Here is a 22416-nt window from a genome sequence, read left to right as displayed (position 1 = left end):
GGTGGCCGGGATGCTCCCGCCATCCGGAGCGCTCGCTCGTTACCCTCGCGGTGAGGGATGCCCGTTGGGCCCCCTCGGCAGAAGCAGGCAGCGACGGACGGAGAGCGGGCGTGGCGGGCAGCAGCGGTACGGCGGGGCCGACCGGGCAGGCGTCGCCGCGGGATCCGGACCGGTCGCCACGGGAGCCGGACTGGGAGGGCGTCAGGCTGCACGTGGTCAGCGGCAAGGGCGGCACCGGCAAGACCACGCTGGCCGCCGCGCTGGCGCTGGCGCTGGCCGCCGACGGCGGCCGCACCCTGCTGATCGAGGTGGAGGGCCGGCAGGGCATCGCCGAGCTGTTCCAGATCGCCGCGCTGCCGTACGAGGAGCGCCGGGTGGCCACCGTGACGCCCGCCCAGCTGGGGCTGCCCGGCAAGGGCCACGGCGAGGTGCACGCGCTGGCCATCGACACCGAGCAGGCGCTGCTGGAGTACCTGGAGATGTTCTACAAGCTGGGCCGGGCGGGGAAGGCCCTGCAGAAGGTCGGCTTCGTGGACTTCGCCACCACTATCGCCCCGGGCGTGCGCGACGTGCTGCTCACCGGCAAGGCCTGCGAGGCGGCCCGCCGCAAGGGCCCGGACGGCCGGCGGGCGTACGACGCGGTGGTGATGGACGCCCCGCCGACCGGTCGGCTGACCCGGTTCCTGAACGTCAACTCCGAGGTGGCCGGCCTGGCCAGGTTCGGCCCGATCCACAGCCAGGCGCAGGCCGTGATGCGGGTGCTGCGTTCCCCGGAGACGGCGGTGCACTTCACCACGCTGCTGGAGGAGATGCCGGTGCAGGAGACGGTGGACGGGATCGCCGACCTGCGCGAGGCCGGGCTGCCGGTCGGCGGCGTGCTGGTGAACATGGTGCGTCCGCCGATACTGGACGCGGCGGCGGTCGAGGCCGCCCACGGCGACCACCGCGAGGAGGTCGCGCTGGCCCTCGGCGAGGCCGGCCTCGGCGGGCGCTCGCGCAAGCCGGAGACGGTGCGGGCCGCCGTGGAGCCGCTGCTCGACCCGCTGCTGGAGCAGGCCCGGGAGCACGCCGAACGGGTCGAGCTGGAACGCACCCAGCGCATCGACCTGCAACAACTACGGCTCCCCAGTTACGAGTTGCCCCTGCTCGGCGAGGGCGTGGACCTGGGCGGCCTGTACCGGCTGGCGGGCGAACTGAAGCGGCAGGGAGCGGCATGACCGGGCTGGACATCGACACCCTGATCGACGACCCGGAGACCCGGATCGTGGTCTGCTGCGGCTCCGGCGGCGTCGGCAAGACCACCACCGCCGCGGCGATCGGCCTGCGCGCCGCCGAACGCGGCCGCCGCGTCGTGGTGCTGACCATCGACCCGGCCCGCCGGCTCGCCCAGTCGATGGGGCTGACCGAGCTCGACAACACCCCGCGCGTCGTCAAGGGCACCCGGGGGGACGGCGAGCTCCAGGCGATGATGCTGGACATGAAGCGGACCTTCGACGAGGTCGTGCTCGCCCACGCCGAACCCGACCGCGCCCGGGCCATCCTGGAGAACCCGTTCTACCAGTCGCTGTCGGCCGGTTTCGCGGGCACCCAGGAGTACATGGCGATGGAGAAGCTCGGCCAGCTCCGCGCCGAGGACCGCTGGGACCTGATCGTCGTCGACACCCCGCCGTCCCGCTCGGCGCTGGACTTCCTGGACGCCCCCAGCCGCCTCGGGTCGTTCCTGGACGGCAAGGTGATCCGGCTGCTCACCGCCCCCGCCAAGGTCGGCGGCCGGTCCGCGATGAAGTTCCTGAACGTCGGCATGGGGCTGATCACCGGCACCCTCGGCAAGATCTTCGGGGCCCAACTGCTCACCGACATCCAGACGTTCGTCTCCGCGACGGACTCGATGTTCGGCGGCTTCCGGGAACGCGCCGACCGCACCTACCAGCTGCTGAAGGACGACGGCACCGCGTTCCTGGTGGTCGCCGCGCCCGAGCGGGACGCGCTGCGCGAGGCCGCGTACTTCGTCGACCGGCTCGCCGCCGACGCCATGCCGCTGGCCGGCCTGGTGCTCAACCGGGTGCACACCACCGGCGCCCCGCAGCTCACCTCCGAGCGCGCGCTGGCCGCCGCCGAGGCCCTGGAGGAGAACGGCACCGCCACCTCGACCGTCGAGGCCGAGACCCTGGCCGCCGGACTGCTGCGCCTGCACGCCGAACGGATGCAGGTCATGGCTCGGGAACGGCGCACCCGCGACCGCTTCGCGTCGGTCTACCCGGATGTGCCGATCGTCGAGGTGCCCGCACTGCCCGGGGACGTCCACGACCTGGACGGACTGCGGGCCATCGGCCACCGCCTCGGCTCCCCCGCCGAGTGAGCCGAAGGCCCGCCGCACCGCCCTTCGTGACGAACAGTCAGCCCGCCTGGGCGTAGTCCCGCAGGACCACCCCGGTGGCCAGCGACTCCTCGTACTCGGTGCGCGCGGTCTCCAGCAGTCTGCGCCAGGACCCCACGGTCGGACGCCGCCGCAGCAGCGCCCGGCGCTCGCGCTCCGTCATTCCGCCCCACACGCCGAACTCGACACGGTTGTCGAGTGCGTCCGCGAGGCACTCGGTGCGCACCGGACACCCGCTGCACACCGCCTTGGCGCGGTTCTGCGCCGCCCCCTGCACGAACAGTTCATCCGGATCGCTCGTGCGGCACGCGGCCTGCGCGCTCCAGTCGTCCACCCAGCCCATCCCGGCGCCGTCCTCTCCCGATTCGGGGCTCCCCCACGGCGGCAACGGCATATTCACCGTTGCCAGTTGAGGACGTTACGGAAGAACGACACAACGCAACAGCCCCTGTCGGCCCAATCTCGAATGACCCGATCGGACTATGGGTGTCCGACAGCTCACTCGTTGGAGTGATTGCAGGTCGCGGGCCTTGCCGGGGCGGAATGGTGCGTTTTCGTCACGGTGTGCAACAGCGGCCCGCCGTGCAGCTGCCGGAATTCGGTGCAGAATCCCCCGAATCGGACAAAGCTCATCACTCACAAGAGTGATGGTGATGAACGGAGCGAAGCTGTCGCAGTCTTGTGACAAGCGTAGGCGAACACCTGCCCCCCTGTACGGGATTCCGCAACGTAGGGTTCTCCCCATGGCAGCTACGCGATCCACGGGTACCGCTCTGGACAAGGCAGGTCTCGGCGTCAAGTTCCTGGGCAGCGCCGTGCTGGCCGGCATCCTGGTCGCCGGAATGGCGCTGCCGGCCGTCGGAGCGTTCGGCCTGACCGCCAAGGACACCGCCGAGTCGTTCGACAACATCCCGGACGACTTCAAGACGCCCACCCTCTCGCAGGCGTCGATGATCTACGACGCCAAGGGCGGCCTGATCGCCAAGGTGTACGACCGCGACCGCACCATCCTCACCGCCGAGCAGATGGCTCCGGTGATGCGCCAGGCCCAGGTCGACATCGAGGACGCCCGCTTCTACGAGCACGGCGCCGTCGACCTCAAGGGCGTGCTGCGCGCCGCCACCAAGAACGCCGAGTCCGGCACCACCGCCCAGGGCGCCTCCACGCTCACCCAGCAGTACGTGAAGAACGTCTTCGTCGAGCAGGCCGGCGACGACCAGCAGGCCTTCCTGGAAGCCACCAAGAAGAGCATGGGTCGCAAGATCCAGGAGCTGAAGTACGCCATCAAGCTGGAGGAGGACCTGAGCAAGGATCAGATCCTCACCAACTACCTGAACATCACGTTCTACGGCCACCAGGCGTACGGCATCGAAGCCGCCGCCAACCGCTACTTCAGCAAGAGCGCCAAGGACCTCACCATCCCCGAGGCCGCGATGCTGGCCGGCCTGGTGCAGAACCCCTCGGCGTACGACCCGATCACCCACCCGCAGGCCGCGCAGACCCGCCGCAACACGGTGATCAACAAGCTGCTGGAGTACAAGCACATCTCGCCGGACGACGCGAAGGCCGCGATCGCCTCCCCGCTCGGCATCAAGTACTCCGAGCCGCAGAACGGCTGCATCACCGCGCAGAACGGCATGGGCTACTTCTGCGACTACGTGCGCCACGTGATCAAGCAGGACCCGGTGTTCGGCAAGACCGCCGCCGAGCGGCAGAAGGTCTGGACGCAGGGCGGCCTGCGGATCAACACCACGATCGACCCGGACAAGCAGCACGACATGTACAACGCGGTCACCAAGAAGGTCTACGTGACCGACAAGGTGTCCGCCGCCGGCACCATGGTCAAGCCCGGCACCGGCGAGATCCTCGCGATGGCGCAGACCCGCCCGTACGGCCTGGACGAGTCCAAGAAGCAGACCGTCCTCAACCTGAACGTCGGCTCGTCCATGGGCGGCGGCAGCGGCTTCTCCCCCGGCTCGACCTTCAAGCCGATCCTGGCCGCGGCCGCCCTGGAGAACGGGGTGCCGATCACCCAGGAGCTCTCCTCGCCGCCGAAGATGGACTACCCCAAGGTCTCCACCTGCGAGGGCACCTGGGTCAACAACACCAAGCCCATCGCCACCGTGTCGAACGAGTCCGACAAGGAGATCGGGCCGTACAACATGCAGGTCGCCATGCAGAAGTCGGTCAACACCTACTTCGTGCAGCTGGAGCAGCAGACCGGCCTGTGCCCGATGAAGCAGATGGCTGACAAGCTCGGCGTCGGCACCCTGGCCAACGGCAAGAAGCTGGAGGAGGTCCCCTCCATGGTGCTCGGCACCCAGGAGGTCAGCCCGCTCCAGATGGCCTCGGTCTACGCGGCCTTCGCCGCCCGCGGCACCTACTGCACCCCGATCGCGCTGACCTCCGTGGTCACCAGCGACAACAAGAAGCTCGACGTGCCGAAGGCCAACTGCGGACCGGCGATGTCCGAGAGCACCGCGGACGGCGTCAACACCCTGCTGCTCGGCGTGACCGAGAAGGGCACCGCCTCCTCCCTCGGCCTCGACGACGGCCGCCAGATCGCCGGCAAGACCGGTACCACCGACTACCGGTACGCCGCCTGGTTCAGCGGCTACACCCCCGACCTCGCCACCTCGGTCTGGCTCGGCGGCGTCGGCGGCAACGTGTCGATGAAGGACATCACCATCGGCGGCAAGTACTTCGGCTCCGTCTACGGCGCCGACGGCCCCGGCCCGATCTGGCAGATGGCCATGAACGACGCCCTGGACGGCACCCCCAAGAGCACCTTCCAGACCGTCAGCATCGCCCCGCCCAGCACCGCCACCCCGCCGCCGGCCACCGACAACCCCGGCGACCCCTCCGGTGACAACGCCGGCGGCGGGAACAACGGCGGCGGCAACGGCGGCGGGAACCCCGGCTGGCCGACCGGCGGGACCGGCGGCTTCACCTTCCCGCCCACCGGCGGCAACTCCGGCAAGCCCGGCCACCGCTGACCGGCGCCACTCGTACAGCTGAAGCCGCCCGCCCGGAGATCCTCTCCGGGCGGGCGGCTTCAGCTGTGTCCGCTTGTTCTGCCTGTGTCGGTACGTCCCCGGGCGGGGCGACCGGCGTCAGCCGGCCAGGGCGGCCTTCACCGCGGCGGCCACCCGGCCGCCCTCCGCCTTGCCCTCGACCTTCGGACGCACCAGCTTCATCACCGCGCCCATGCCCTGCGGGCCGCTCGCCCCGGACTCCGCCACCGCGGCGGCCACGATCGCGGCCAGCTCCTCGTCCGTCAGCTGCTTCGGCAGGTACGTCGCCAGCACCTCGCCCTCGGCCCGCTCCCGCGCCGCCTGCTCCGTCCGACCGGCGCCCTCGAAGGCCTCCGCGGCCTCCCGCCGCTTCTTCGCCTCCTTGCCGATCACGTGCAGCACCTCGTCGTCGGACAGCTCGCGCTTCGCCGTGCCCGCCACCTCGGCGCTGGTCACCGAGGCCAGCGTCAACCGGAGGGTGGACGAGCGCAGCTCGTCCCGTGCCTTGATGGCAGCCGTGAGGTCCTCGTGCAGCTGCTCCTTGAGCGTCGTCATGCCGCCGATTCTGACACCTGTCCCGCCCCGCCGCCGCACCTTTACCTGCCGGTTCGCGCTGACGGCCCGTCATCCTCCGCCGACCCCCGGGCGCTTGCCCGACTTTTCGAACAGTCTGCGACCATGGACCGATGCGACCGCTGTACTCCGTCCCGCTCGGTGTCGCCGCCACCGGCGCCGCCTGTCTCGTCTACGCCGCCGGGTACGAGGTCCGCTCGTTCCGCCTGCGCCGCGTGGAGGTTCCGATCCTGCCCGCCGGAGCGCGGCCGATCCGGATCCTCCAGGTGTCCGACATCCACATGGTCACCGGGCAGACCAAGAAGCAGCGCTGGCTGCAGAGCCTCGCCGGGCTGCGCCCCGACCTGGTCGTCAACACCGGCGACAACCTCTCCGACCCGCTCGGCGTCCCCGCCACGCTGGACGCGCTCGGCCCGCTGATGGACTTCCCGGGCGTCTACGTCTTCGGCTCCAACGACTACTACGGCCCCGCCCGAAAGTCGCCCACCCGCTACCTCAAGGCCCTGCGCAGCGGCGTCCACGGCCTCAACAACCCCGACGGCAGCGGCCGCCGCGGCATCAGCGGCGCCGTCCACAACCCCTGGCAGAAACTCCGCGACGGCTTCGACCGGGCCGGCTGGCTCGACCTCAACAACGCCCGCGGCCGCCTCACCGTCGCCGGCCTCGACATCGAGTTCACCGGCCTCGACGACCCGCACATCCGCCTCGACGACTACGCCGCGGTGGCCGGCGGCCCCTCCCCCGACGCCGACCTCTCCCTCGCCGTCGTCCACGCCCCCTACCTGCGCACCCTCGACGCCTTCACCGCCGACGGCTACCCCCTGATCCTGGCCGGCCACACCCACGGCGGCCAGCTCTGCATCCCCTTCTACGGCGCCCTCGTCACCAACTGCGACCTCGACACCGACCGCGTCAAGGGCCTCTCCGCCCACACCGCCGCCGGCCACCGCTCCCACCTCCACGTCTCCGCCGGCTGCGGCACCAACCGCTACACCCCCATCCGCTTCGCCTGCCCCCCCGAAGCCACCCTCCTCACCCTCACCCCCGCCCCTCGCTGACCAGCCCCTAAACCGGATTTCGTGTCTGGCCCCACCTCCTGTAGAGTTCTACTCGTTGCACCGGAGACGGAAAGCAACAAAGCAGGACCGGGGTATAGCGCAGCTTGGTAGCGCGCTTCGTTCGGGACGAAGAGGCCGTGGGTTCAAATCCCGCTACCCCGACTTCGTAACACCAGCTCAGGGCCGGTGACTCGCAAGAGTCACCGGCCCTGACTGCGTTTTGGGCGTTCTCGGGGGAGCTTCGGGAGCGTGGCCGTCGTCGGGGTTCGCCGGTGTCGTCGGGCCGTCCGTTCGTCGGGCGGGGCATGATCGGTGGGTCGGGTCGGGTCGGGTCGGGTGTGGCGAAGGGGACGGGTGTGGTGGACGACGGGTTGGCCGGGCGGGTGGCCGGGTTGATGGGGCGGGCCTGGGGGGACTTGGCGGAGTTGGTGGCGATTCCGTCGGTGGCGGATCCGCGGCAGCAGCCGGTGGAGCGGTGTCGGGAGGCTGCGGAGTGGGTGGCTGCGGCGTTCGCGGAGGTGGGGCTGCGGGACGTGCGGTTGGTGGAGACGCCGGACGGGAGCTTCGCGGTGCTGGGGCACCGTCCGCCGCCGCCGGGGGCTCCGACGGTGTTGCTGTACTGCCACTACGACGTGCAGCCGCCGTTGGACGACGCGGCGTGGGTGTCGCCGCCGTTCGAGCTGACGGAGCGGGAGGGGCGGTGGTTCGGGCGGGGTGCGGCGGACTGCAAGGGCAATGTGGTGATGCACCTGACGGCGTTGCGGGCGTTGGGGGACGACTTGCCGGTGGGGGTGAAGCTGGTGGTCGAGGGGTCTGAGGAGCAGGGGACGGGCGGTCTGGAGGCGTATCTGGCGGAGCATCCGGACGAGTTGCACGCCGATGCGCTGCTGATCTGCGACACCGGCAACGCGGCGGTGGGAGTGCCGACGGCCACCGTCTCGTTGCGCGGGATGGCGAACGTGGTGGTGACGGTACGGACGCTGGAGTCGGATCTGCATTCGGGAATGTTCGGCGGCCCGGCCCCGGACGCCCTCGCGGCGCTGATCCGGATCCTGGACTCGCTGCGCGACGTGCACGGCGGGACGCGGATCGAGGGTCTCCCGGCGGACGGCAGCTGGGAGGGCGTGGGGTACGACGAGCAGCAGTTCAGGTCGGACGCCGGGGTGTTGGACGGCGTCGGGCTGACGGGGTCGGGGACGGTCGCGGACCGGCTGTGGGCCCGTCCGGCGGTGACGGTGCTGGGCATCGACTGTGCGCCGGTGGTGGGTTCGGCGTCGGCGGTGCCGGCCGAGGCCCGGGCGCGGGTGAGTCTGCGGGTGCCGCCGGGGATGGATCCGGAGGCGGCGCAGCGGGCGTTGACGGCGCATCTGGTGGCGGCCGCGCCGTGGGGTGCGCGGGTGGAGGTGGAGCCGGAGGCGAAGGGTTCGCCGTTCCGGGCGGCGACGGACGGGAAGGCGTACGCGGCGTTGGACCTGGCGGCGCGGGAGGCGTACGGCCGGCCGCTGTCGTTCCTCGGGCAGGGCGGTTCGATTCCGCTGTGCAGCGCTCTTGCCGCGCAGTACCCCGAGTCGGAGATCATCCTGATGGGTGTGGAGGAGCCCCGTTCGCTGATCCACGCGCCCAATGAGAGCGTCGACCCGGGCGAGATCGAGCACATGGCCCTGGTCGAGGCGCTGTTCCTGCGTCACTACGCGGCCTCCGGCCGCTGACCCCGAGGGAGGGGATCCTGATGCCCGAGCCGTTCACCACGGCCGATTTCCAGGCCCGGATGGCCCGTGCCGCGACGGCCGCCGCCGATGCGGGACTGGCCGGACTGGTCGTCACGCCCGGTCCCGATCTGACGTATCTGACGGGCTATCTCCCGGTGGGCACCGAGCGGCTGACCGCGCTGGTGGTCGCGCCGGGCGCCGAGCCGGTGCTGCTGGTGCCGAAGCTGGAGCGCCCGGACGCGGAGCGCGCGGCGGGTGCGGAGGCGGTCCGGATGGCCGACTGGATCGACGGCCAGGACCCGTACGCGGTGCTGGCGCCGAATCTGGACCCGGTCGGCCGGTACGGGATCTCCGACAACGCCTGGGCGATGCACCTGCTGGGCTTCCAGGAGGCGCTGCCGGGCACCTCGTACGCCTCGTTGACCTCGGTGCTGCCGATGCTGCGGGCGGTGAAGGAGCCGGACGAGCTGGCCCGGTTGGCGGCGGCGGGCGCGGCGGCGGACCTGACGTACGGGGCGATCCTGGGCGTGCCGTTCGCGGGCCGCACCGAGCGGGAGGTGGCCGCGGACCTGGCGGCGCTGCTGATCGAGCACGGGCACAGCCAGGTGGACTTCACGGTGGTGGGTTCCGGTCCGAACGGGGCGAACCCGCACCACGAGGCCGGGGACCGGGTGATCCAGCGCGGTGACACGGTGGTGCTGGACTTCGGCGGGCTGAAGGACGGCTACGGCTCGGACACCACCCGCACGGTGTTCGTCGGCATCGAGCCGCCCAAGGAGGTGCAGGAGGTGCACGACCTGGTGCGGCGGGCCCAGCAGGCCGCGTTCGACGCGGTGGCGCCGGGGGTGACGTGCCAGGAGATCGACCGGGTGGCCCGGGCGGTGATCACCGAGGGCGGGTACGGCGAGTACTTCATCCACCGCACCGGCCACGGCATCGGCCTGACCACGCACGAGCCGCCGTACATGATCGAGGGCGAGACCCGGCCGCTGGTGCCGGGGATGTGCTTCTCCATCGAGCCGGGCGTCTACCTGCCGGGCCGGTTCGGCGTCCGGATCGAGGACATCGTGACGGTGACGGAGGACGGCGGCCTGCGGTTCAACGGGACGCCGCACGAGCTGGCGTTCGTGAACTGACCTACCCCCGCCGGGCGTTCAGCGGCCGAAAGCCGGGCGTTCGGCGCGACCGGGAGCCGGGCGTTCAGCCGCTGAACGCCCGGCGCAGTTCGGTGAGCAGCGCGCGCAGTGCGGGGGCGGGGCCGGGGCGGGAGACCAGGGCGAGCAGGCCCGGGGTGGTGAGGTCGGTGACGGCGACCGGCACCAGGGCGGGGAAGGCCTCGGCCATGGAGCGGCTGAGCACGGCGACGCCGAGGCCGCGGGCGGCGAGGTCGGCGATCGCGGAGGCGGCGGAGGCCTGCAGGGCGATCCGCGGGGCGAGTCCGGCGGCGGCGCAGTCGCGGTCGAGGACGGTGCGGACGCCGGTGCCGGGCGGCAGGCAGATCAGCGGGTGGGCGAGCAGTTCGGCGAGGGTGACGGCGGGCCGGCGGGCGAGCGGGTGGCCGGGCGGGACGGCGGCGACCAGGGGTTCGCGGATCAGGGTGTGCGCGTCCAGGCTGTCGGGGGCGGTGCCGGCGCAGCCGATCAGTGCGAGGTCGAGGGCGCCGGTGCGGACGGCGTCGGTGAGGTGGTCGGAGTCGTCCTCCAGCAGGGCGAGTTCGACGCCGGGGTGGGCGCGGTGGAAGGCGGCCAGGCCGTCGAAGAGCGGGGTGAGGGTGCAGCCGGCCACCATGCCGACGGTGAGGCTGCCGCGGATCAGGTCGCTGACCTCGCCGACCGCCTGGCCGACGGCGCGGGCGGCGGCCACCGCCTGCCGGGCGTGTTCGAGGGCGGCCTTGCCGGCCACGGTGAGGGTGACGGTGCGGGTCGAGCGGTCGAAGAGTTCGGCGCCGAGTTCGCGTTCCAGCTGCCGGATCTGGGCGCTGACCCCGGACTGGCTGATGTGCACCCGCTCGGCGGCGCGGGTGAAGTTGCGCTCCTCGGCGACGGCGAGGAAGTACTCCAGCTGCCTCAGTTCCATAATCACGGATTCTAGTTCCGAACAGAACCAGCTGTTGGACTTCTGGAACGGGTCACGGAAAGCTGGAGGCACGACGACGAGGAGGCCGTGATGAGCGAGTACGAGAAGGCGATGCGCCCGGAGGACCTGACCCGGCTGTTCGTGGAGCGCTCCAACGCGGGCGACGCCGCCGGGGTCGCCGCGCTGTACGAGGAGCACGCCGTGGTGGCGTACCCGCCGGGGCAGCTCACGGTCGGCCGGGAGGCGATCCGGGTGCTGTGGGAGCGGGTGCTGACGAACCGTCCGCGGTTCACCCCGGAGCCGCCGCTGCCGACGCTGGCCGCGGACGGCATCGCGCTGACCGCCACCCCACCGAAGGACGGCGCCGGGGCCCGCGCCCAGGTGGTGCGGCAGCAGCCGGACGGCAGCTGGCTGCGGCTGCTGGACCAGCCCGAGTTCCTCCGGCCGGACAGCGCCGTCTGAGCAGGCAGCGGCCCGTCAGCCGATGAGCTGCTTGTAGTAGTAGGTGGTGTCGGCGAGGACCCCGTCCGGGGTGGCGGCATGGCCGGGGACGGTGCCGAAGGCCGTCCAGCCGGCGCCGCGGTAGAGGTGTTCGGCGGCGCTGCCGGTCTGGGTGTCGAGCAGCAGCAGGGTGGCGCCGGCGTCCCGGGCGGCCTGCTCGGCGGTGGTCAACAGCCGCCGCCCCAGGCCCGCGCCGCGGGCGTCGCGGTGCACCAGCAGCTTGGAGACCTCGGCCCGGTGCGTGCCGTTCGGCCGGGTCTCGCGGACCAGGGCCACGGTGCCCAGCAGGCGGCCGTCGGGGTCGGACGCCGTCCACAGCAGTCGGCTGCCGTCGGCGACGGACGGGTGCAGGGTCCGCCACCAGGCGGCCGCCTCGTCGCGGCCGGTGCCGGCCAGGAAGCCGACCGAGGCGCCGTCGTCCACGGCGTCCAGCAGCAGGTCGGCGAGGGCCTCGGAGCGGGCGCGGAGGTGGTCGGCGGCCAGCGGGGCGATGAGCGCGGTCACCACGCCACCCTACGACGGGCGCACCCGGCGGTCGGGGGCGATGTCAGGAATGGTTACCGTGGTGGGGTGTACCGGTTCCTGTTCAGCCCGCGTTGGCTTGTCGGCACGGTCGTCGCGGTGGCGGCGATCGGGGTCTGCCTGATGCTCGGCTCCTGGCAGTTGGGCCGGTTCGAGAGCCGGGTGTCGACGCACCAGGAGATCAACAAGGCGGTCTCCGCCGAGAGCCGGGCCCGCCCGATTTCCGAGATCCTGCCGGACACCGCGGCGAAGGTCGGCACCGACACCCTGGGCCGGACGGTGAGCTTCACGGGCTCGTACGACGCCGCGCACCAGCTGCTGGTGCCGAACCGCACGGTGGACGGCCGCTCGGGCTACTACGTGCTCACGCCGCTGCGCACCGACGGCGGCCCGGCGGTGCCCGTGGTGCGCGGCTGGGTGGCGGGCTCCCCGGGGGCGGCGCCGGAGGTGCCGTCCGGGCAGGTCAGCGTCACGGGCCGGCTGCAGGCCCCGGAGAACAGCGGCAGCGGCGGCGCGGTGGCGGGCGGCCTGCCGGCCGGGCAGCTGGGCACGATCAGCCCGGCGACGCTGGTGAACGTGCTGCCGTACCCGGTGTACGACGGCTGGGTGGCGGCCGACGACGTCCCGGCGGGGCTGACGGCGGTGCCGACGGTGCAGCCGCAGGGCGGCGACGGGCTGAGCCTGCGGGCGTTCCAGAACCTGGGCTACACGTTGGAGTGGTTCGTCTTCGCCGGGTTCGTGGTCTTCATGTGGTTCCGGCTGGTGCGCCGCGAGGCGGAGGCCGCCCAGGACCGGGCCCTCGGACTGGACCCGGCCCTGGACTGACCTCCCACCGCTCTCCCGGAGCGTCAGCGCGTCCCGGACCGCGAGGCGGACGGCGTCGCCTTCGCCGACGGGAGGGCGGATGGCGAGGCCGCGGCGCTCCCGGACGGCGAGGCGCTCGGGCAGGGCGCCGGCGGGGCGGCGGCGCTCGGCGACGCCGCGCCGGCCGACGCCGAGGGCGAGCCGGTGACGGGGGTCGCGGCGGGCAGCCGGTTCGCCCCGGCGCAGCCGCCGGGGTCGAAGTCGCCGAAGCCCGAGCCCGGTGCGGGCGACGGGTTGCCGCACTCGTCGACGTAGTCGTCGCTGCGGGTGGAGCCCGGCCGGTGGTGGTAGTGGTGGACCACTCGGGTGCCGCCGCCGCCCGTGTGGGGCGAGACGCCGGACCCGCTGGAGCCGCTCGACCCCTTGGAGCCGCTGGAGCCTTTGGAGCTGCGGCCGCCGCTCTTCCCCTTCGCGAGGACGTGCAGGTCGATGCCGGTGTCCGCGCGCGCGGGCGCGGCGGCCTCCACGCAGTCGTACTTCTGACCGCTCGTCGAGCAGCCGGCCGCGGTCAGCACGATCGCGCCGACCGCGGCGACGGCCAGCGCGGCGCGTCCACCCATCGGTTGTCCCCCCAGCCGACCGGGTCTACCGGGTCACCGGACGGTGCCGGGGGCCAGGTGTCGCCGGACGAAGTCGATCTCCAGGCGAAGCTGCTTGATCCGCTCGTCGACGACCAGCGAACCGTGCCCGGCATCGTAGCGGTACACCTCGTGGACCTTGCCGAGCTCCGCCAGCCGCTGGACGTAGTTGTCGATCTGCCGGATCGGGCAGCGCGGGTCGTTGACGCCGGCGCTGATGTAGACCGGGGCCTTGACCTGCTCGACGTACGACAGCGGCGAGGAGGCGTGCCAGCGCTCGGGGACCTCCTCGGGGGTGCCGCCGAACAGCGTGCGGTCCAGCGACTTCAGCGCCTCCATCTCGTCCGCGTACGCGGTGAGGTAGTCGGCGACCGGGACGGCGGCCAGGCCGAGGGTCCACAGGTCGGGCTGGGTGCCGAGGCCGAGCAGGGTCAGGTAGCCGCCCCAGGAGCCGCCGGACAGCACCAGCCGGTCGGCGTCGGCCAGGCCGGAGGCGACCGCCCAGTCGCGGACCGCGGCGATGTCCTCCAGCTCGATCAGGCCGACGCGTTCGGTGAGCGCGTCGGTCCAGGCCTGGCCGTAGCCGGTGGAGCCGCGGTAGTTGACCCGGACCACCGCGAAGCCGTGGTCGAGCCAGGCCGCGGGGCCGGCCGCGAAGGAGTCGCTGTCGTGGTGGGTGGGGCCGCCGTGCACCTCGAACACCGTCGGGTACGGGCCTTCGCCGGTGGGGCGCTGCACCAGGGCGTGCACCCGGCCGCCGGGGCCGTCCACCCAGACGTCCTCGACCGGGACCGAGGCCGGCGGCACCGGGCCGGGCGCGCGCAGCACCACGGTGCCGGCGGTGGAGCGCACCGCGGACGGCTCGGCGGCCGAGGACCACAGGAACTCGACCGTGCCGTCGGGGCGGGCGGTGGCCCCGGCGACGGTGCCGCGCGGGGTGTCCAGCCGGGTCAGCTCGCCGGTCTCCAACTGGTACGAGAACAGTTCGGAGCGGGCTTCGTACTCGTGCTCGATCAGCAGCGAGCGGGCGTCGGGCCGCCACTGCGCGGACAGGTCGCCGGGGAACGGGCGGCCCTGCTCGTCGCGGAGGGCCAGTTCGGTCTCGGTGCCGGTGGCGACGTCCCACAGCATCGGCTCCCAGCGGCCGGTGCGCTGGTGGGCGACCAGCAGCCGGGTGTCGCCGGCGGCGGGCGCGAAGCCGAGGCAGGACACGCCGCGCGGCTCGGCGCGGCCGGTGACCTCGTCGAGCTGGGCGACGGTGGCGCCGTCGGACAGCCGCAGCACCCGGATCGCCCCGTGCATGGCGTCGCCGTGCTCGGTGTGGTCGACGGCCAGCAGGGAGCTGTCGTGGGACAGGTCGCCGACGCCGCCGTACTCGGCGTGGTGGTAGACCACCTCGGGCTCGGCGGCGCCGGGGCGGCGCAGGTACAGGGTGGTGCCCTCGTCGTCGGTGGAGGTGCCGACCACCACGGTGCCGTCGCGGCCGAACGCCAGGCCCGCCTCGTAGGCGGCGGGGACTCCGGGCACGGCCTCCTGGTCGGGGCCACCGGCGAACGGCTGGCGGCGCCAGACGCCGAACTCGTCGCCGTCGGTGTCGTCGAACCACCAGATCCACTCGCCGTCCGGGCTGAGCTCGGCATCGGTGGTGCCATTGGGGCGGTCGGTGACCCGGCGGTGCTCGTCGGTGGCGCGGTCCCACGCGTACACCTCGTAGGTGCCGGTCGCGTTGGACACGTACAGCGCCCGCTCCGGTGCCTCGTCCGCCCAGTCGGGCAGCGAGACCCGCGCTGCCCGGAACCGCTGCTCCCACGCCGGAACGACATTCGTCTGCTCGTTCATACCCTCATCCAACCCGATTCCGGGCGGTGAACGGAACGGTGGCGACGAACGATGGGGACACGGAACGGCTGCGGTGCGGCGACCGACGGACGATCAGCGAAAGAGGTACAAATACGACATACCGACCGGAGGAGTTGTGCCATGCCCGCGTCCGCGCCGCCGTTCGACCGGCTCGACCGGCTCGACCTGCCCGTCCTCGCCCAGCACCTCGGCCTGGTCGAGGAGATCGAGCAGTACCTGGCCGGGCTCCCCGCCCCCGAGCGGCTGCCGCTGCTCCCGCTGCCCGCGGTGGAGCCCGATCGGGACGGCGGGCCGTACGGCTCCACCCGGCAGGCCTGGAACTTCGGGTACCCGCTGCCGCGCCGCACCCTGCTGGACCGGCTGGTCCGCCGCCCCGCCCGCCCGGTGTCGATCACCGTCGCCGGGCACCTGCGGCTGACCTCCCGCTACCTCGCCGAGGCCGGCTGGATCCAGGGCGCGATGTGGGACACGGCCGGCCGGGTCTGCCTGCTCGGCGCGCAGACCGCCGTCCTCGCGCACGGCTACGGCACCGCGTACACGGTGCGCCGGGCCCGCACCCAGGTCATGGAGGTGCTGCACGCCACCGGCCGACCGGCCGCCTCGCCCGACCTGTGGAACGACCGCCCGGGCCGCCGGCAGGCCGAGGTGCACGCCCTGCTGCTGCGCGCCGAGGCCCGCGCCGAGTCGCTCGGCATCTGACGCTCCGGCTCAGCGCCGGGCGGCGTCCGCCAGCAGCGCCAGCCGCTCGGCGGTGGGCGAGCCGGGCTCCGCGGTGTAGACGACCAGCTGCAGCCCGGGCTCGCCGGGCGGGGTGAGCGTCTCGTAGCCGACGTCCAGCTCGCCCACCCGCGGGTGCCGCAGCAGCTTGCGGCCGCTGCTCTTCTCCCGGACGCCGTGCCGCGCCCACAGCTCGGCGAACAGCGGGTCGGCGGCGAGGTCGGCGAGCAGCGCCGCCAGCTCCGGGTCGTCCGGGTGCCGGGCGGCGTCCACCCGCAGGAACGCCGCGGTCTCGGCGGCGACCCGCTCGAACTCGGGGTAGAGCCGGCGCCCGGCCGCCGACAGGAACGCGTGCCGGGCCACGTTGCACTGCCCGGGCGGCATCGCGGAGAACCCCATCACGGCGTCGCCCGGCGCGTTCCAGGCCACCACGTCCAGGCACCGGCCGAGCACGAACGCGGGCGCGTCCAACGCGTCCAGCACCAGCCGCAGACCGCCCGGCAGCTGCCGCGGGCTGCGCCGGGCGGCCTCGCGCGGCGGCCGGGCCAGGTCGTGCAGGTGCTGCCGCTCGGTCCGGTCCAGGCGCAGCACCCGGGCCACCGCGTCCAGCACCTCCAGCGAGACGCCGTCGCCGCGGCCCTGTTCGAGCCGCACGTAGTAGTCGACGCTCACCCCGGCGAGCTGCGCGACCTCCTCACGGCGCAGCCCCGGCACCCGGCGCCGCCGGCCGAACTCCGGCAGTCCGACGTCGGACGGCCGGATCCGGGCCCGGCGCAGGCGCAGGAACTCCCCCACTTCGCTCATGCCCTGACGATACGTCGGGCGGCCGGGCCCGAAGGTGGTTCTCGCAGACCCGGGAAAAGCCCGCCCCTGGGTCGGCGGGCGGCGCGCGCCGAGACTCGTGGACGTCACCGCAGCAGACCCGACAGGAGCGTGAATCCCATGGCACACCCGACCCCGGACGGCCGGACCGCCGTCGTCACCGGCGCGGCCAGCGGCATCGGCGAGGCCGTCGCCCGGCAGCTCGTCGCGGACGGCGCCCGGGTGGCGCTGCTCGCCCGCCGCAAGGACCGCCTGGAGCGGCTGGCCGCCGAACTCGGCCCGAACGCGCTGGCGGTGCCCGCCGACGTCACCGACCCGGCCTCGGTGGACGCCGCCCGGCAGCAGGTGCACACCGCCCTCGGCCGGGTGGACCTGGTGGTGAACGCGGCCGGCGTGATGCTGCCCAACCCGGTGGACGACGGCCGGATCGACGAGTGGACCCGCATGATCGACACCAATCTGACGGGCGTGCTGCACGTCGTCCGCGTCTTCGGCCCGGACCTGGTGGCCGCCGCGGCCGCCGGGGCCACCGCCGACCTGCTGAACGTCTCCTCGATCGGCGCCCACGTGGTGTTCCCGAACTACGCGGTGTACGGCGCCACCAAGGCCGCCGTCACCCAGCTGTCGGCGGCGCTGCGCTCCGAGTACGGCCCGCGCGACGTGCGGGTCACCGCCGTCGAGCCCGGGCTGACCGACACCGAGCTGGGCAGCCACATCGACAACCCCGCGCTCGGCCCGGACGGCCAGCTCGGCGCGATGTTCGACGCGATCGGCACGCTCTCCCCCGCCGACGTCGCCGACCTGGTCGGGTACGTCGTCGGCCGCCCGCGGCACGTCAACCTGCGCCACGTGGTGGTGCTGCCGACCCGTCAGGCCTGACCGCCGCTCAGGGGGTGGCGCTCGGCGACGGGGTCGGGCCGCTGCCGGGGGCGGGGGCCGGTTCGGGGGCGGTGTGGTAGACCGTGCCGCCGCAGCCGGCGGAGAGGACGGTGGTGGCGACGGGCCCGGCGTTCGGGTCGAGGGCGTAGCCGAGCGCGAAGGTGGTGGCCGCCGGGGGGACTGCGGGGGTGGGCTCGGCGGTGGGGCTGGAGTCGGCGACCGCGGCGATCGCGGGGGCGCTGCCGGCCGGGCCGTCGACGGCGGCGGGAAGTTCGGCGGTGCCGACGGCGGGCGGCTGGCCGGTGGCGGTGGGGGACGGCGAGGGGGTGGCGCAGTGGGTGGGCACCCAGGCGAACCGGACCAGGAAGGAGGCTCCGGGCCCGAGCAGCAGCTCGTGCGGCAGCCCGGCCGGGTCGGGCAGCCCGCCGGCCGGGTCGCCGACGGTGTGGGCGGTCAGGCGGACGCCGACGGCGCCGGAGCCGAGTTGGAGGGTGCCCGGGTCGCTGGCCCGGCACGGGTGGCCGGCGGTGTTGGTGAGCCGGAACGAGCCGTAGATCCGGCCGTCGGCCGGGGCGGCGTCGCCCTGCTGGGCCTGGGCCCGGCCGAGGTCGGCGCGGGTGCACTGCGGCACGGCGGCGGGCGAGGCGCCCGGGCTGCTGTCGGCACTCGGGCCGACGGAGGCCTCGGGGCCGGTGCCGTCGCGCCCGGCGACGGTCGCGGTGGCGGCGCTGTGCGGGACGCCCGGGGCGGCCGCGGAGTTGCCCGGGCCGACCGCGTGGCCGTCGGGCGCGGCCTGACCGCCGGTGGGGTCGCCGGACAGGTGGAACGGCTGGGCGGCGTGCACCACGGGCAGCACGGCGACGGCGGCGGCCAGCACCGCCGCGCCGCCCAGGGCGCGCCGCCGGGCGGCCCGGCGGCGGGGCACCGCGGTGCGCAGCCGGGGCAGCGCCCCGGGTTCGGGCTGGACGTCGGCGACGGCGCGGCGCAGCAGGCCGCGGAGCTGGTCCTCGGTCAGTTCGCCGAGCGGGTGCGGTCGGTGCTGGTCAGTCATCGCCGGTCCCCAGCCGCACCCGCAGGGCGGCCAGTCCGCGCGACCCGTAGGCCTTGACCGAGCCGATGGAGATGCCGAGCACCTCCGCGACCTGTGCCTCCGTCAGATCGGCGTAGTAGCGCAGCACCAGCACCTCCCGCTGACGGCGTTGCAACCCCCGTAGCGCGGCCTTCAGTGCATCGCGCTCCAGCGCATCGTATGCCCCCTCTTCTGCACTGGCCATGTCAGGCATCGGCTTGGGCAGCAGGCGCAGGCCGAGCAGTCGGCGGCGCAGCGTGGAGCGGGACAGGTTGACCACGGTCTGCCGCAGGTACGCCAGGGTCTTCTCGGGGTCACGGACCCGACGCCGGGCGGCGTGCACCCGGATGAACGCCTCCTGCACGACGTCCTCGCAGGAGGACATGTCGTCCAGCAGCAGTGCGGCGAGCCGCAGCAGGGAACGGTAGTGGGCCCGGTAGGTGTCGGTGAGCTGGTCGACGCTGGCCCCGGTCGCGTCCGCTGCCGCCGCAGCAAAGCCCATCCGACTACCGGCCCGCCGGGCCGCCCCGGGCAGGGTGATCGCCACCGCCGCCCCTGTCACGTTCATCACGCTGGTTGGACACCCGATCCCCTGTCCTGGTTGCCCCACGTCGGGGGAGTTCTTCCGCAGAGCGGGAATCCCCTCCGGAGCACGTCGCTCCGAAGGGGGATTCTGGCAGACCCGGCGGACGATCAGGGTCCGCTTCACCCGTCCCGCACACAACCTCTGCGCTGTGCGCGGGGGATCCTGTCGGGAGTCAGCGGCCGGTGCCGCCGTAGACGACCGCCTCGTCGCCGGAGCTGTCCAGCCCGAAGGCGGTGTGCACGGCGCGGACCGCCTCCGGCACGTCCTCGGCGCGGGTGACCACCGAGATCCGGATCTCCGAGGTGGAGATCAGCTCGATGTTCACGCCCGCCTCGGACAGCGCCTCGAAGAACGTCGCGGTGACGCCCGGGTTGGAGCGCATGCCGGCGCCGACCAGCGAGATCTTGCCGATCGCGTCGTCGTAGCGCAGCGACTCGTAGCCGATGCCCGCCTTGACCCGGTTCAGCGCGTCGATGGCCTTCTGGCCCTCGGTGCTGGGCAGGGTGAAGGAGATGTCGGTGAGGCCGGTGGCGGCGGCGGAGACGTTCTGCACCACCATGTCGATGTTGACCTCGGCGTCCGCGATGGCGCGGAAGATCCGGGCCGCCTCGCCCGGCTTGTCCGGCACGCCGACGACGGTGACCTTGGCCTCCGACGTGTCGTGGGCGACTCCGGAGATGATGGCCTGCTCCATCTCGCCCCCTTCGGGCTGGTTCGGGTTGGTGCCGCTGACGATAGTCCCCGGCAGACCGGAGAACGAGGATCGTACGTGAATCGGGATGTTGTAGCGCCGGGCGTACTCCACACAGCGGTCGAGCAGCACCTTGGAGCCGGACGAGGCCAGCTCCAGCATGTCCTCGAAGGCGATCCAGTCGATCTTCCGGGCCTTCTTGACCACCCGCGGGTCGGCGGTGAACACGCCGTCCACGTCGGTGTAGATCTCGCACACCTCGGCGCCCAGCGCGGCCGCCAGCGCCACCGCGGTGGTGTCGGAGCCGCCGCGGCCCAGCGTGGTGATGTCCTTGGAGACCTGCGAGACACCCTGGAAGCCGGCCACGATCGCGACGTTGCCCTCGTCCAGGGCGTTGCGGATCCGACCCGGCGTCACGTCGATGATCCGCGCCTTGTTGTGCGTCGCGTCGGTGATCACACCGGCCTGGCTGCCGGTGAACGACTGGGCGTCGAAGCCCAGCGTTTTGATCGCCATCGCCAGCAGCGCCATGGAGATGCGCTCTCCGGCGGTCAGCAGCATGTCGAACTCACGGCCGGACGGAATAGGCGTCACCTGTTCCGCGAGTTCGATGAGCTCGTCCGTGGTGTCACCCATCGCGGAGACCACGACGACGACCTCATGGCCGGCCTTCCGGGTGTCCACGATTCGGCGGGCGACGCGCTTGATGCCTTCGGCATCCGCGACGGATGAGCCGCCGTACTTCTGCACGACAAGGCCCACGGGGGCTCCTCGACTTGGGGTGGTAGGTCGCCGCCAGTCTAACGAGCAGGGATGTCCCGACCGACGTCTTCCACATCGTGAGATACGAATATCGAACTCTGATCACCGCGGACCGTCAGGTCTGCGGGCTCCGGCCACCCGATCCGAAGAATCGCCGCCCACGCACCGTCTCCGCGTCCGGAATCTTCTCCTCCGGCCCACGGGTGACTGGTGCGTCACACTCCCCCGTCGGGCGCTGCCGCGCCCGGTGCGCGGCTACAGGCCGAGCTCGGCCGCCATCAGGTCGCCCGCCTGCTGCTCCAGCTGCTCGTCCGTCAGCCCGTCGTCGTCGGTGTCCGCCCCGTCCGGCACCGCGCCCAGCGGCGAGTCCAGCCGGACGTGCGCGATCAGCGACTGCAGCGCCCGCAGCACCGCCGTGCAGGTCGAACCCCAGTTGGACAGGTACGAGAACTGCCACCACCACAGCGCCTCCGACACCCGGCCCTCGCGGTAGTGCGTCAGGCCGTGCCGCAGCTCGCTGACCACCCCCGCCAGGTCGTCCGAGATCCGGAACGCGCTCGGCTTCTCCGGCGGGCCGTACGGGTCGAACACCTCGTGGTAGACGTCGATCGGCGCCAGCAGCTCGGCGAGCCGCTCGCGCAGCTCCACCCCGTCCGGCTCCGGGCCGGCGTCCGGCTCGAAGCGGTCCTCCGGCAGCACGTCCTCGATGGCGCCCAGCCGACCGCCGGCCAGCAGCAGCTGCGACACCTCCAGCAGCAGCAGCGAGATCGCACTGCCCGGCTCATCGCCCTTGGCGACCTCGGTGACGGCCAGCACGAAGCTCTCCACCGAGTCCGCGATCTGCACCGCGAAGTCGTCCGGGGCCTCGGTCCGGCCCAGCAGCCGGGACGGGTCCGACGGGTGGGTTCGGTCAGCGGTGTCGGTTCGGTCAGACATCGAGCAGTCGTCTCCCTTCGAACGCCCGGCCGAGGGTGACCTCGTCGGCGTACTCCAAGTCCCCGCCGACGGGCAGTCCGCTCGCCAGCCGGGTGACCTTGAGGCCCATCGGCTTGCACAGCCGGGCCAGGTAGGTCGCGGTCGCCTCCCCCTCCAGATTGGGGTCGGTGGCCAGGATCAGCTCGGTGACCGTGCCGTCCGCGAGCCTGGTCATCAGCTCACGGATCCGCAGATCGTCCGGGCCGACCCCCTCGATCGGGCTGATCGCCCCGCCCAGCACGTGGTAGCGGCCGCGGAACTCACGCGTCCGCTCGATCGCCACCACGTCCTTGGGCTCCTCCACCACGCAGATCACCGCGAGGTCGCGACGCGGATCCAGGCAGACCCGGCACTGCTCGGACTCCGCGACGTTGCCGCAGACCGCGCAGAACCGCACCTTCTCCTTCACCTGCTGCAGCGCGTACGCCAGCCGCCGCACGTCCACCGGATCGGACTGCAGGATGTGGAAGGCGATCCGCTGGGCGCTCTTCGGACCGACTCCGGGCAGCCTGCCCAGCTCGTCGATCAGGTCCTGCACCACGCCCTCGTACACCGCCACGCCTTCCTTCGACCGGGGTTCGCACTCCGGTGCCATCATCCAACGAATCGGGCGCCGGACACACCGCCCGACGCCCTACTGGCTCATAAATCACACAACTCATTGCCAGCCAGCGTTCAGGAACTGCCGGGCCACTGCTCAGAGTTGTTCAGCGTTGCTCGGTGTCACGCGCGGCAGGGCCGCGGGCGGCTCGGCCGCTTTGTGCGGCTCGGCTGCCACGTGCG

22 protein-coding genes and 1 tRNA gene are annotated in these 22416 nt (G+C 72.9%); 11 read left to right on the top strand and 12 right to left on the bottom strand.

All coding sequences use genetic code 11. From position 1 onward, the window contains the following. Window positions 1-206 precede the first annotated feature (206 nt). Window positions 207-1217, top strand: coding sequence for an ArsA-related P-loop ATPase (locus CG736_RS23335; protein WP_043916545.1), 1011 nt, complete (start codon window positions 207-209; stop codon window positions 1215-1217). After that, entirely contained in the window at window positions 1214-2359 is a 1146-nt protein-coding gene (locus CG736_RS23330; protein WP_100588146.1) for an ArsA family ATPase, read from the top strand. Before CG736_RS23335 ends, CG736_RS23330 begins: the two co-directional genes overlap by 4 nt. 37 nt (window positions 2360-2396) lie before the next feature. Here CG736_RS23330 and CG736_RS23325 read toward each other — a convergent pair whose 3' ends face one another. Beyond that, entirely contained in the window at window positions 2397-2720 is a 324-nt protein-coding gene (locus tag CG736_RS23325; protein WP_035864045.1) for a WhiB family transcriptional regulator, read from the bottom strand. A 400-nt stretch (window positions 2721-3120) separates the two neighbouring features. On the opposite strand from CG736_RS23325, the gene CG736_RS23320 reads away from it, so the two are divergent. Then, entirely contained in the window at window positions 3121-5373 is a 2253-nt protein-coding gene (locus tag CG736_RS23320) for a transglycosylase domain-containing protein (protein ID WP_100588145.1), read from the top strand. A gap of 117 nt (window positions 5374-5490) precedes the next feature. Here the strand turns inward: CG736_RS23320 and CG736_RS23315 are convergent, their stop codons facing one another. Continuing rightward, window positions 5491-5946, bottom strand: coding sequence for a GatB/YqeY domain-containing protein (locus CG736_RS23315; protein ID WP_100588144.1), 456 nt, complete (start codon window positions 5944-5946; stop codon window positions 5491-5493). 131 nt (window positions 5947-6077) lie between these two features. On the opposite strand from CG736_RS23315, the gene CG736_RS23310 reads away from it, so the two are divergent. The 4 genes from CG736_RS23310 (at window position 6078) to CG736_RS23295 (ending at window position 9867) form a co-directional block, all read left to right on the top strand. Continuing rightward, window positions 6078-7022 carry a metallophosphoesterase gene (locus CG736_RS23310; RefSeq protein WP_100588143.1) on the top strand — a complete coding sequence of 315 codons (945 nt, stop codon included), beginning with the start codon at window positions 6078-6080 and terminating at the stop codon, window positions 7020-7022. A gap of 88 nt (window positions 7023-7110) precedes the next feature. Further along, window positions 7111-7184 (top strand) — tRNA-Pro (locus CG736_RS23305). Between the two features lie 194 nt (window positions 7185-7378). Further along, the gene (locus tag CG736_RS23300; protein ID WP_255419028.1) at window positions 7379-8731 is read left to right on the top strand and encodes a dipeptidase; all 1353 of its coding nucleotides are present in this window, start codon (window positions 7379-7381) and stop codon (window positions 8729-8731) included. 20 nt (window positions 8732-8751) lie between these two features. Then, window positions 8752-9867, top strand: a complete 1116-nt coding sequence (locus CG736_RS23295; protein ID WP_100588142.1) for an aminopeptidase P family protein — start codon at window positions 8752-8754, stop codon at window positions 9865-9867. A gap of 64 nt (window positions 9868-9931) precedes the next feature. Here CG736_RS23295 and CG736_RS23290 read toward each other — a convergent pair whose 3' ends face one another. Continuing rightward, window positions 9932-10807 carry a LysR family transcriptional regulator gene (locus CG736_RS23290; RefSeq protein ID WP_100588141.1) on the bottom strand — a complete coding sequence of 292 codons (876 nt, stop codon included), beginning with the start codon at window positions 10805-10807 and terminating at the stop codon, window positions 9932-9934. Between the two features lie 90 nt (window positions 10808-10897). Here CG736_RS23290 and CG736_RS23285 point away from each other — a divergent pair, with 90 nt between their 5' ends. Beyond that, complete coding sequence (locus CG736_RS23285) at window positions 10898-11269, top strand: nuclear transport factor 2 family protein (protein ID WP_100588140.1); 372 nt, start codon at window positions 10898-10900, stop codon at window positions 11267-11269. Window positions 11270-11284: 15 nt separating this feature from the next. On the opposite strand, the gene CG736_RS23280 is transcribed toward CG736_RS23285, so the two are convergent. After that, window positions 11285-11812 (bottom strand): GNAT family N-acetyltransferase, encoded by a 528-nt coding sequence (locus tag CG736_RS23280; RefSeq protein ID WP_232734124.1) that lies wholly within the window; start codon window positions 11810-11812, stop codon window positions 11285-11287. 66 nt (window positions 11813-11878) lie between these two features. Here CG736_RS23280 and CG736_RS23275 point away from each other — a divergent pair, with 66 nt between their 5' ends. Further along, window positions 11879-12655, top strand: coding sequence for an SURF1 family protein (locus CG736_RS23275; protein ID WP_100588139.1), 777 nt, complete (start codon window positions 11879-11881; stop codon window positions 12653-12655). A gap of 23 nt (window positions 12656-12678) precedes the next feature. Here the strand turns inward: CG736_RS23275 and CG736_RS23270 are convergent, their stop codons facing one another. Further along, window positions 12679-13254, bottom strand: a complete 576-nt coding sequence (locus CG736_RS23270; protein ID WP_100588138.1) for a hypothetical protein — start codon at window positions 13252-13254, stop codon at window positions 12679-12681. A gap of 33 nt (window positions 13255-13287) precedes the next feature. Continuing rightward, window positions 13288-15111, bottom strand: coding sequence for a prolyl oligopeptidase family serine peptidase (locus tag CG736_RS23265; RefSeq protein WP_100588137.1), 1824 nt, complete (start codon window positions 15109-15111; stop codon window positions 13288-13290). A gap of 141 nt (window positions 15112-15252) precedes the next feature. Between CG736_RS23265 and CG736_RS23260 the strand changes: the two genes are divergently transcribed. Further along, complete coding sequence (locus CG736_RS23260) at window positions 15253-15831, top strand: hypothetical protein (protein WP_100588136.1); 579 nt, start codon at window positions 15253-15255, stop codon at window positions 15829-15831. A gap of 9 nt (window positions 15832-15840) precedes the next feature. Here the strand turns inward: CG736_RS23260 and CG736_RS23255 are convergent, their stop codons facing one another. Then, entirely contained in the window at window positions 15841-16653 is an 813-nt protein-coding gene (locus CG736_RS23255) for a helix-turn-helix transcriptional regulator (protein WP_100588135.1), read from the bottom strand. Window positions 16654-16791: 138 nt separating this feature from the next. On the opposite strand from CG736_RS23255, the gene CG736_RS23250 reads away from it, so the two are divergent. Then, window positions 16792-17550, top strand: a complete 759-nt coding sequence (locus CG736_RS23250; protein ID WP_100588134.1) for an SDR family oxidoreductase — start codon at window positions 16792-16794, stop codon at window positions 17548-17550. 7 nt (window positions 17551-17557) lie between these two features. Here the strand turns inward: CG736_RS23250 and CG736_RS23245 are convergent, their stop codons facing one another. The 5 genes from CG736_RS23245 to recR all read right to left on the bottom strand — a co-directional run bounded on the left by CG736_RS23245 (window position 17558) and on the right by recR (window position 22186). After that, window positions 17558-18601: a hypothetical protein gene (locus tag CG736_RS23245; RefSeq protein ID WP_100588133.1), complete on the bottom strand. Its 1044-nt coding sequence runs from the start codon at window positions 18599-18601 to the stop codon at window positions 17558-17560. Then, window positions 18594-19121, bottom strand: a complete 528-nt coding sequence (locus tag CG736_RS23240) for a SigE family RNA polymerase sigma factor (RefSeq protein WP_232734141.1) — start codon at window positions 19119-19121, stop codon at window positions 18594-18596. The genes CG736_RS23245 and CG736_RS23240 overlap by 8 nt, the downstream gene beginning before the upstream one ends. Before the next feature lie 256 nt (window positions 19122-19377). After that, entirely contained in the window at window positions 19378-20658 is a 1281-nt protein-coding gene (locus CG736_RS23235; protein WP_100588132.1) for an aspartate kinase, read from the bottom strand. Between the two features lie 255 nt (window positions 20659-20913). Continuing rightward, window positions 20914-21594 (bottom strand): DUF5063 domain-containing protein, encoded by a 681-nt coding sequence (locus CG736_RS23230; protein WP_100588131.1) that lies wholly within the window; start codon window positions 21592-21594, stop codon window positions 20914-20916. Next, a complete protein-coding gene (gene recR / locus CG736_RS23225) occupies window positions 21587-22186 on the bottom strand; it encodes a recombination mediator RecR (RefSeq protein WP_100588325.1) in 600 nt (199 codons plus the stop codon). The genes CG736_RS23230 and recR overlap by 8 nt, the downstream gene beginning before the upstream one ends. Window positions 22187-22416 lie beyond the last annotated feature (230 nt).

This window comes from Kitasatospora sp. CB02891, from assembly GCF_002803145.1.
Taxonomy (GTDB): Bacteria; Actinomycetota; Actinomycetes; order Streptomycetales; family Streptomycetaceae; genus Kitasatospora; species Kitasatospora griseola.
Note: the sequence above shows the minus strand (reverse complement) of the source record. Positions and strands in the feature narration are given on the sequence as shown.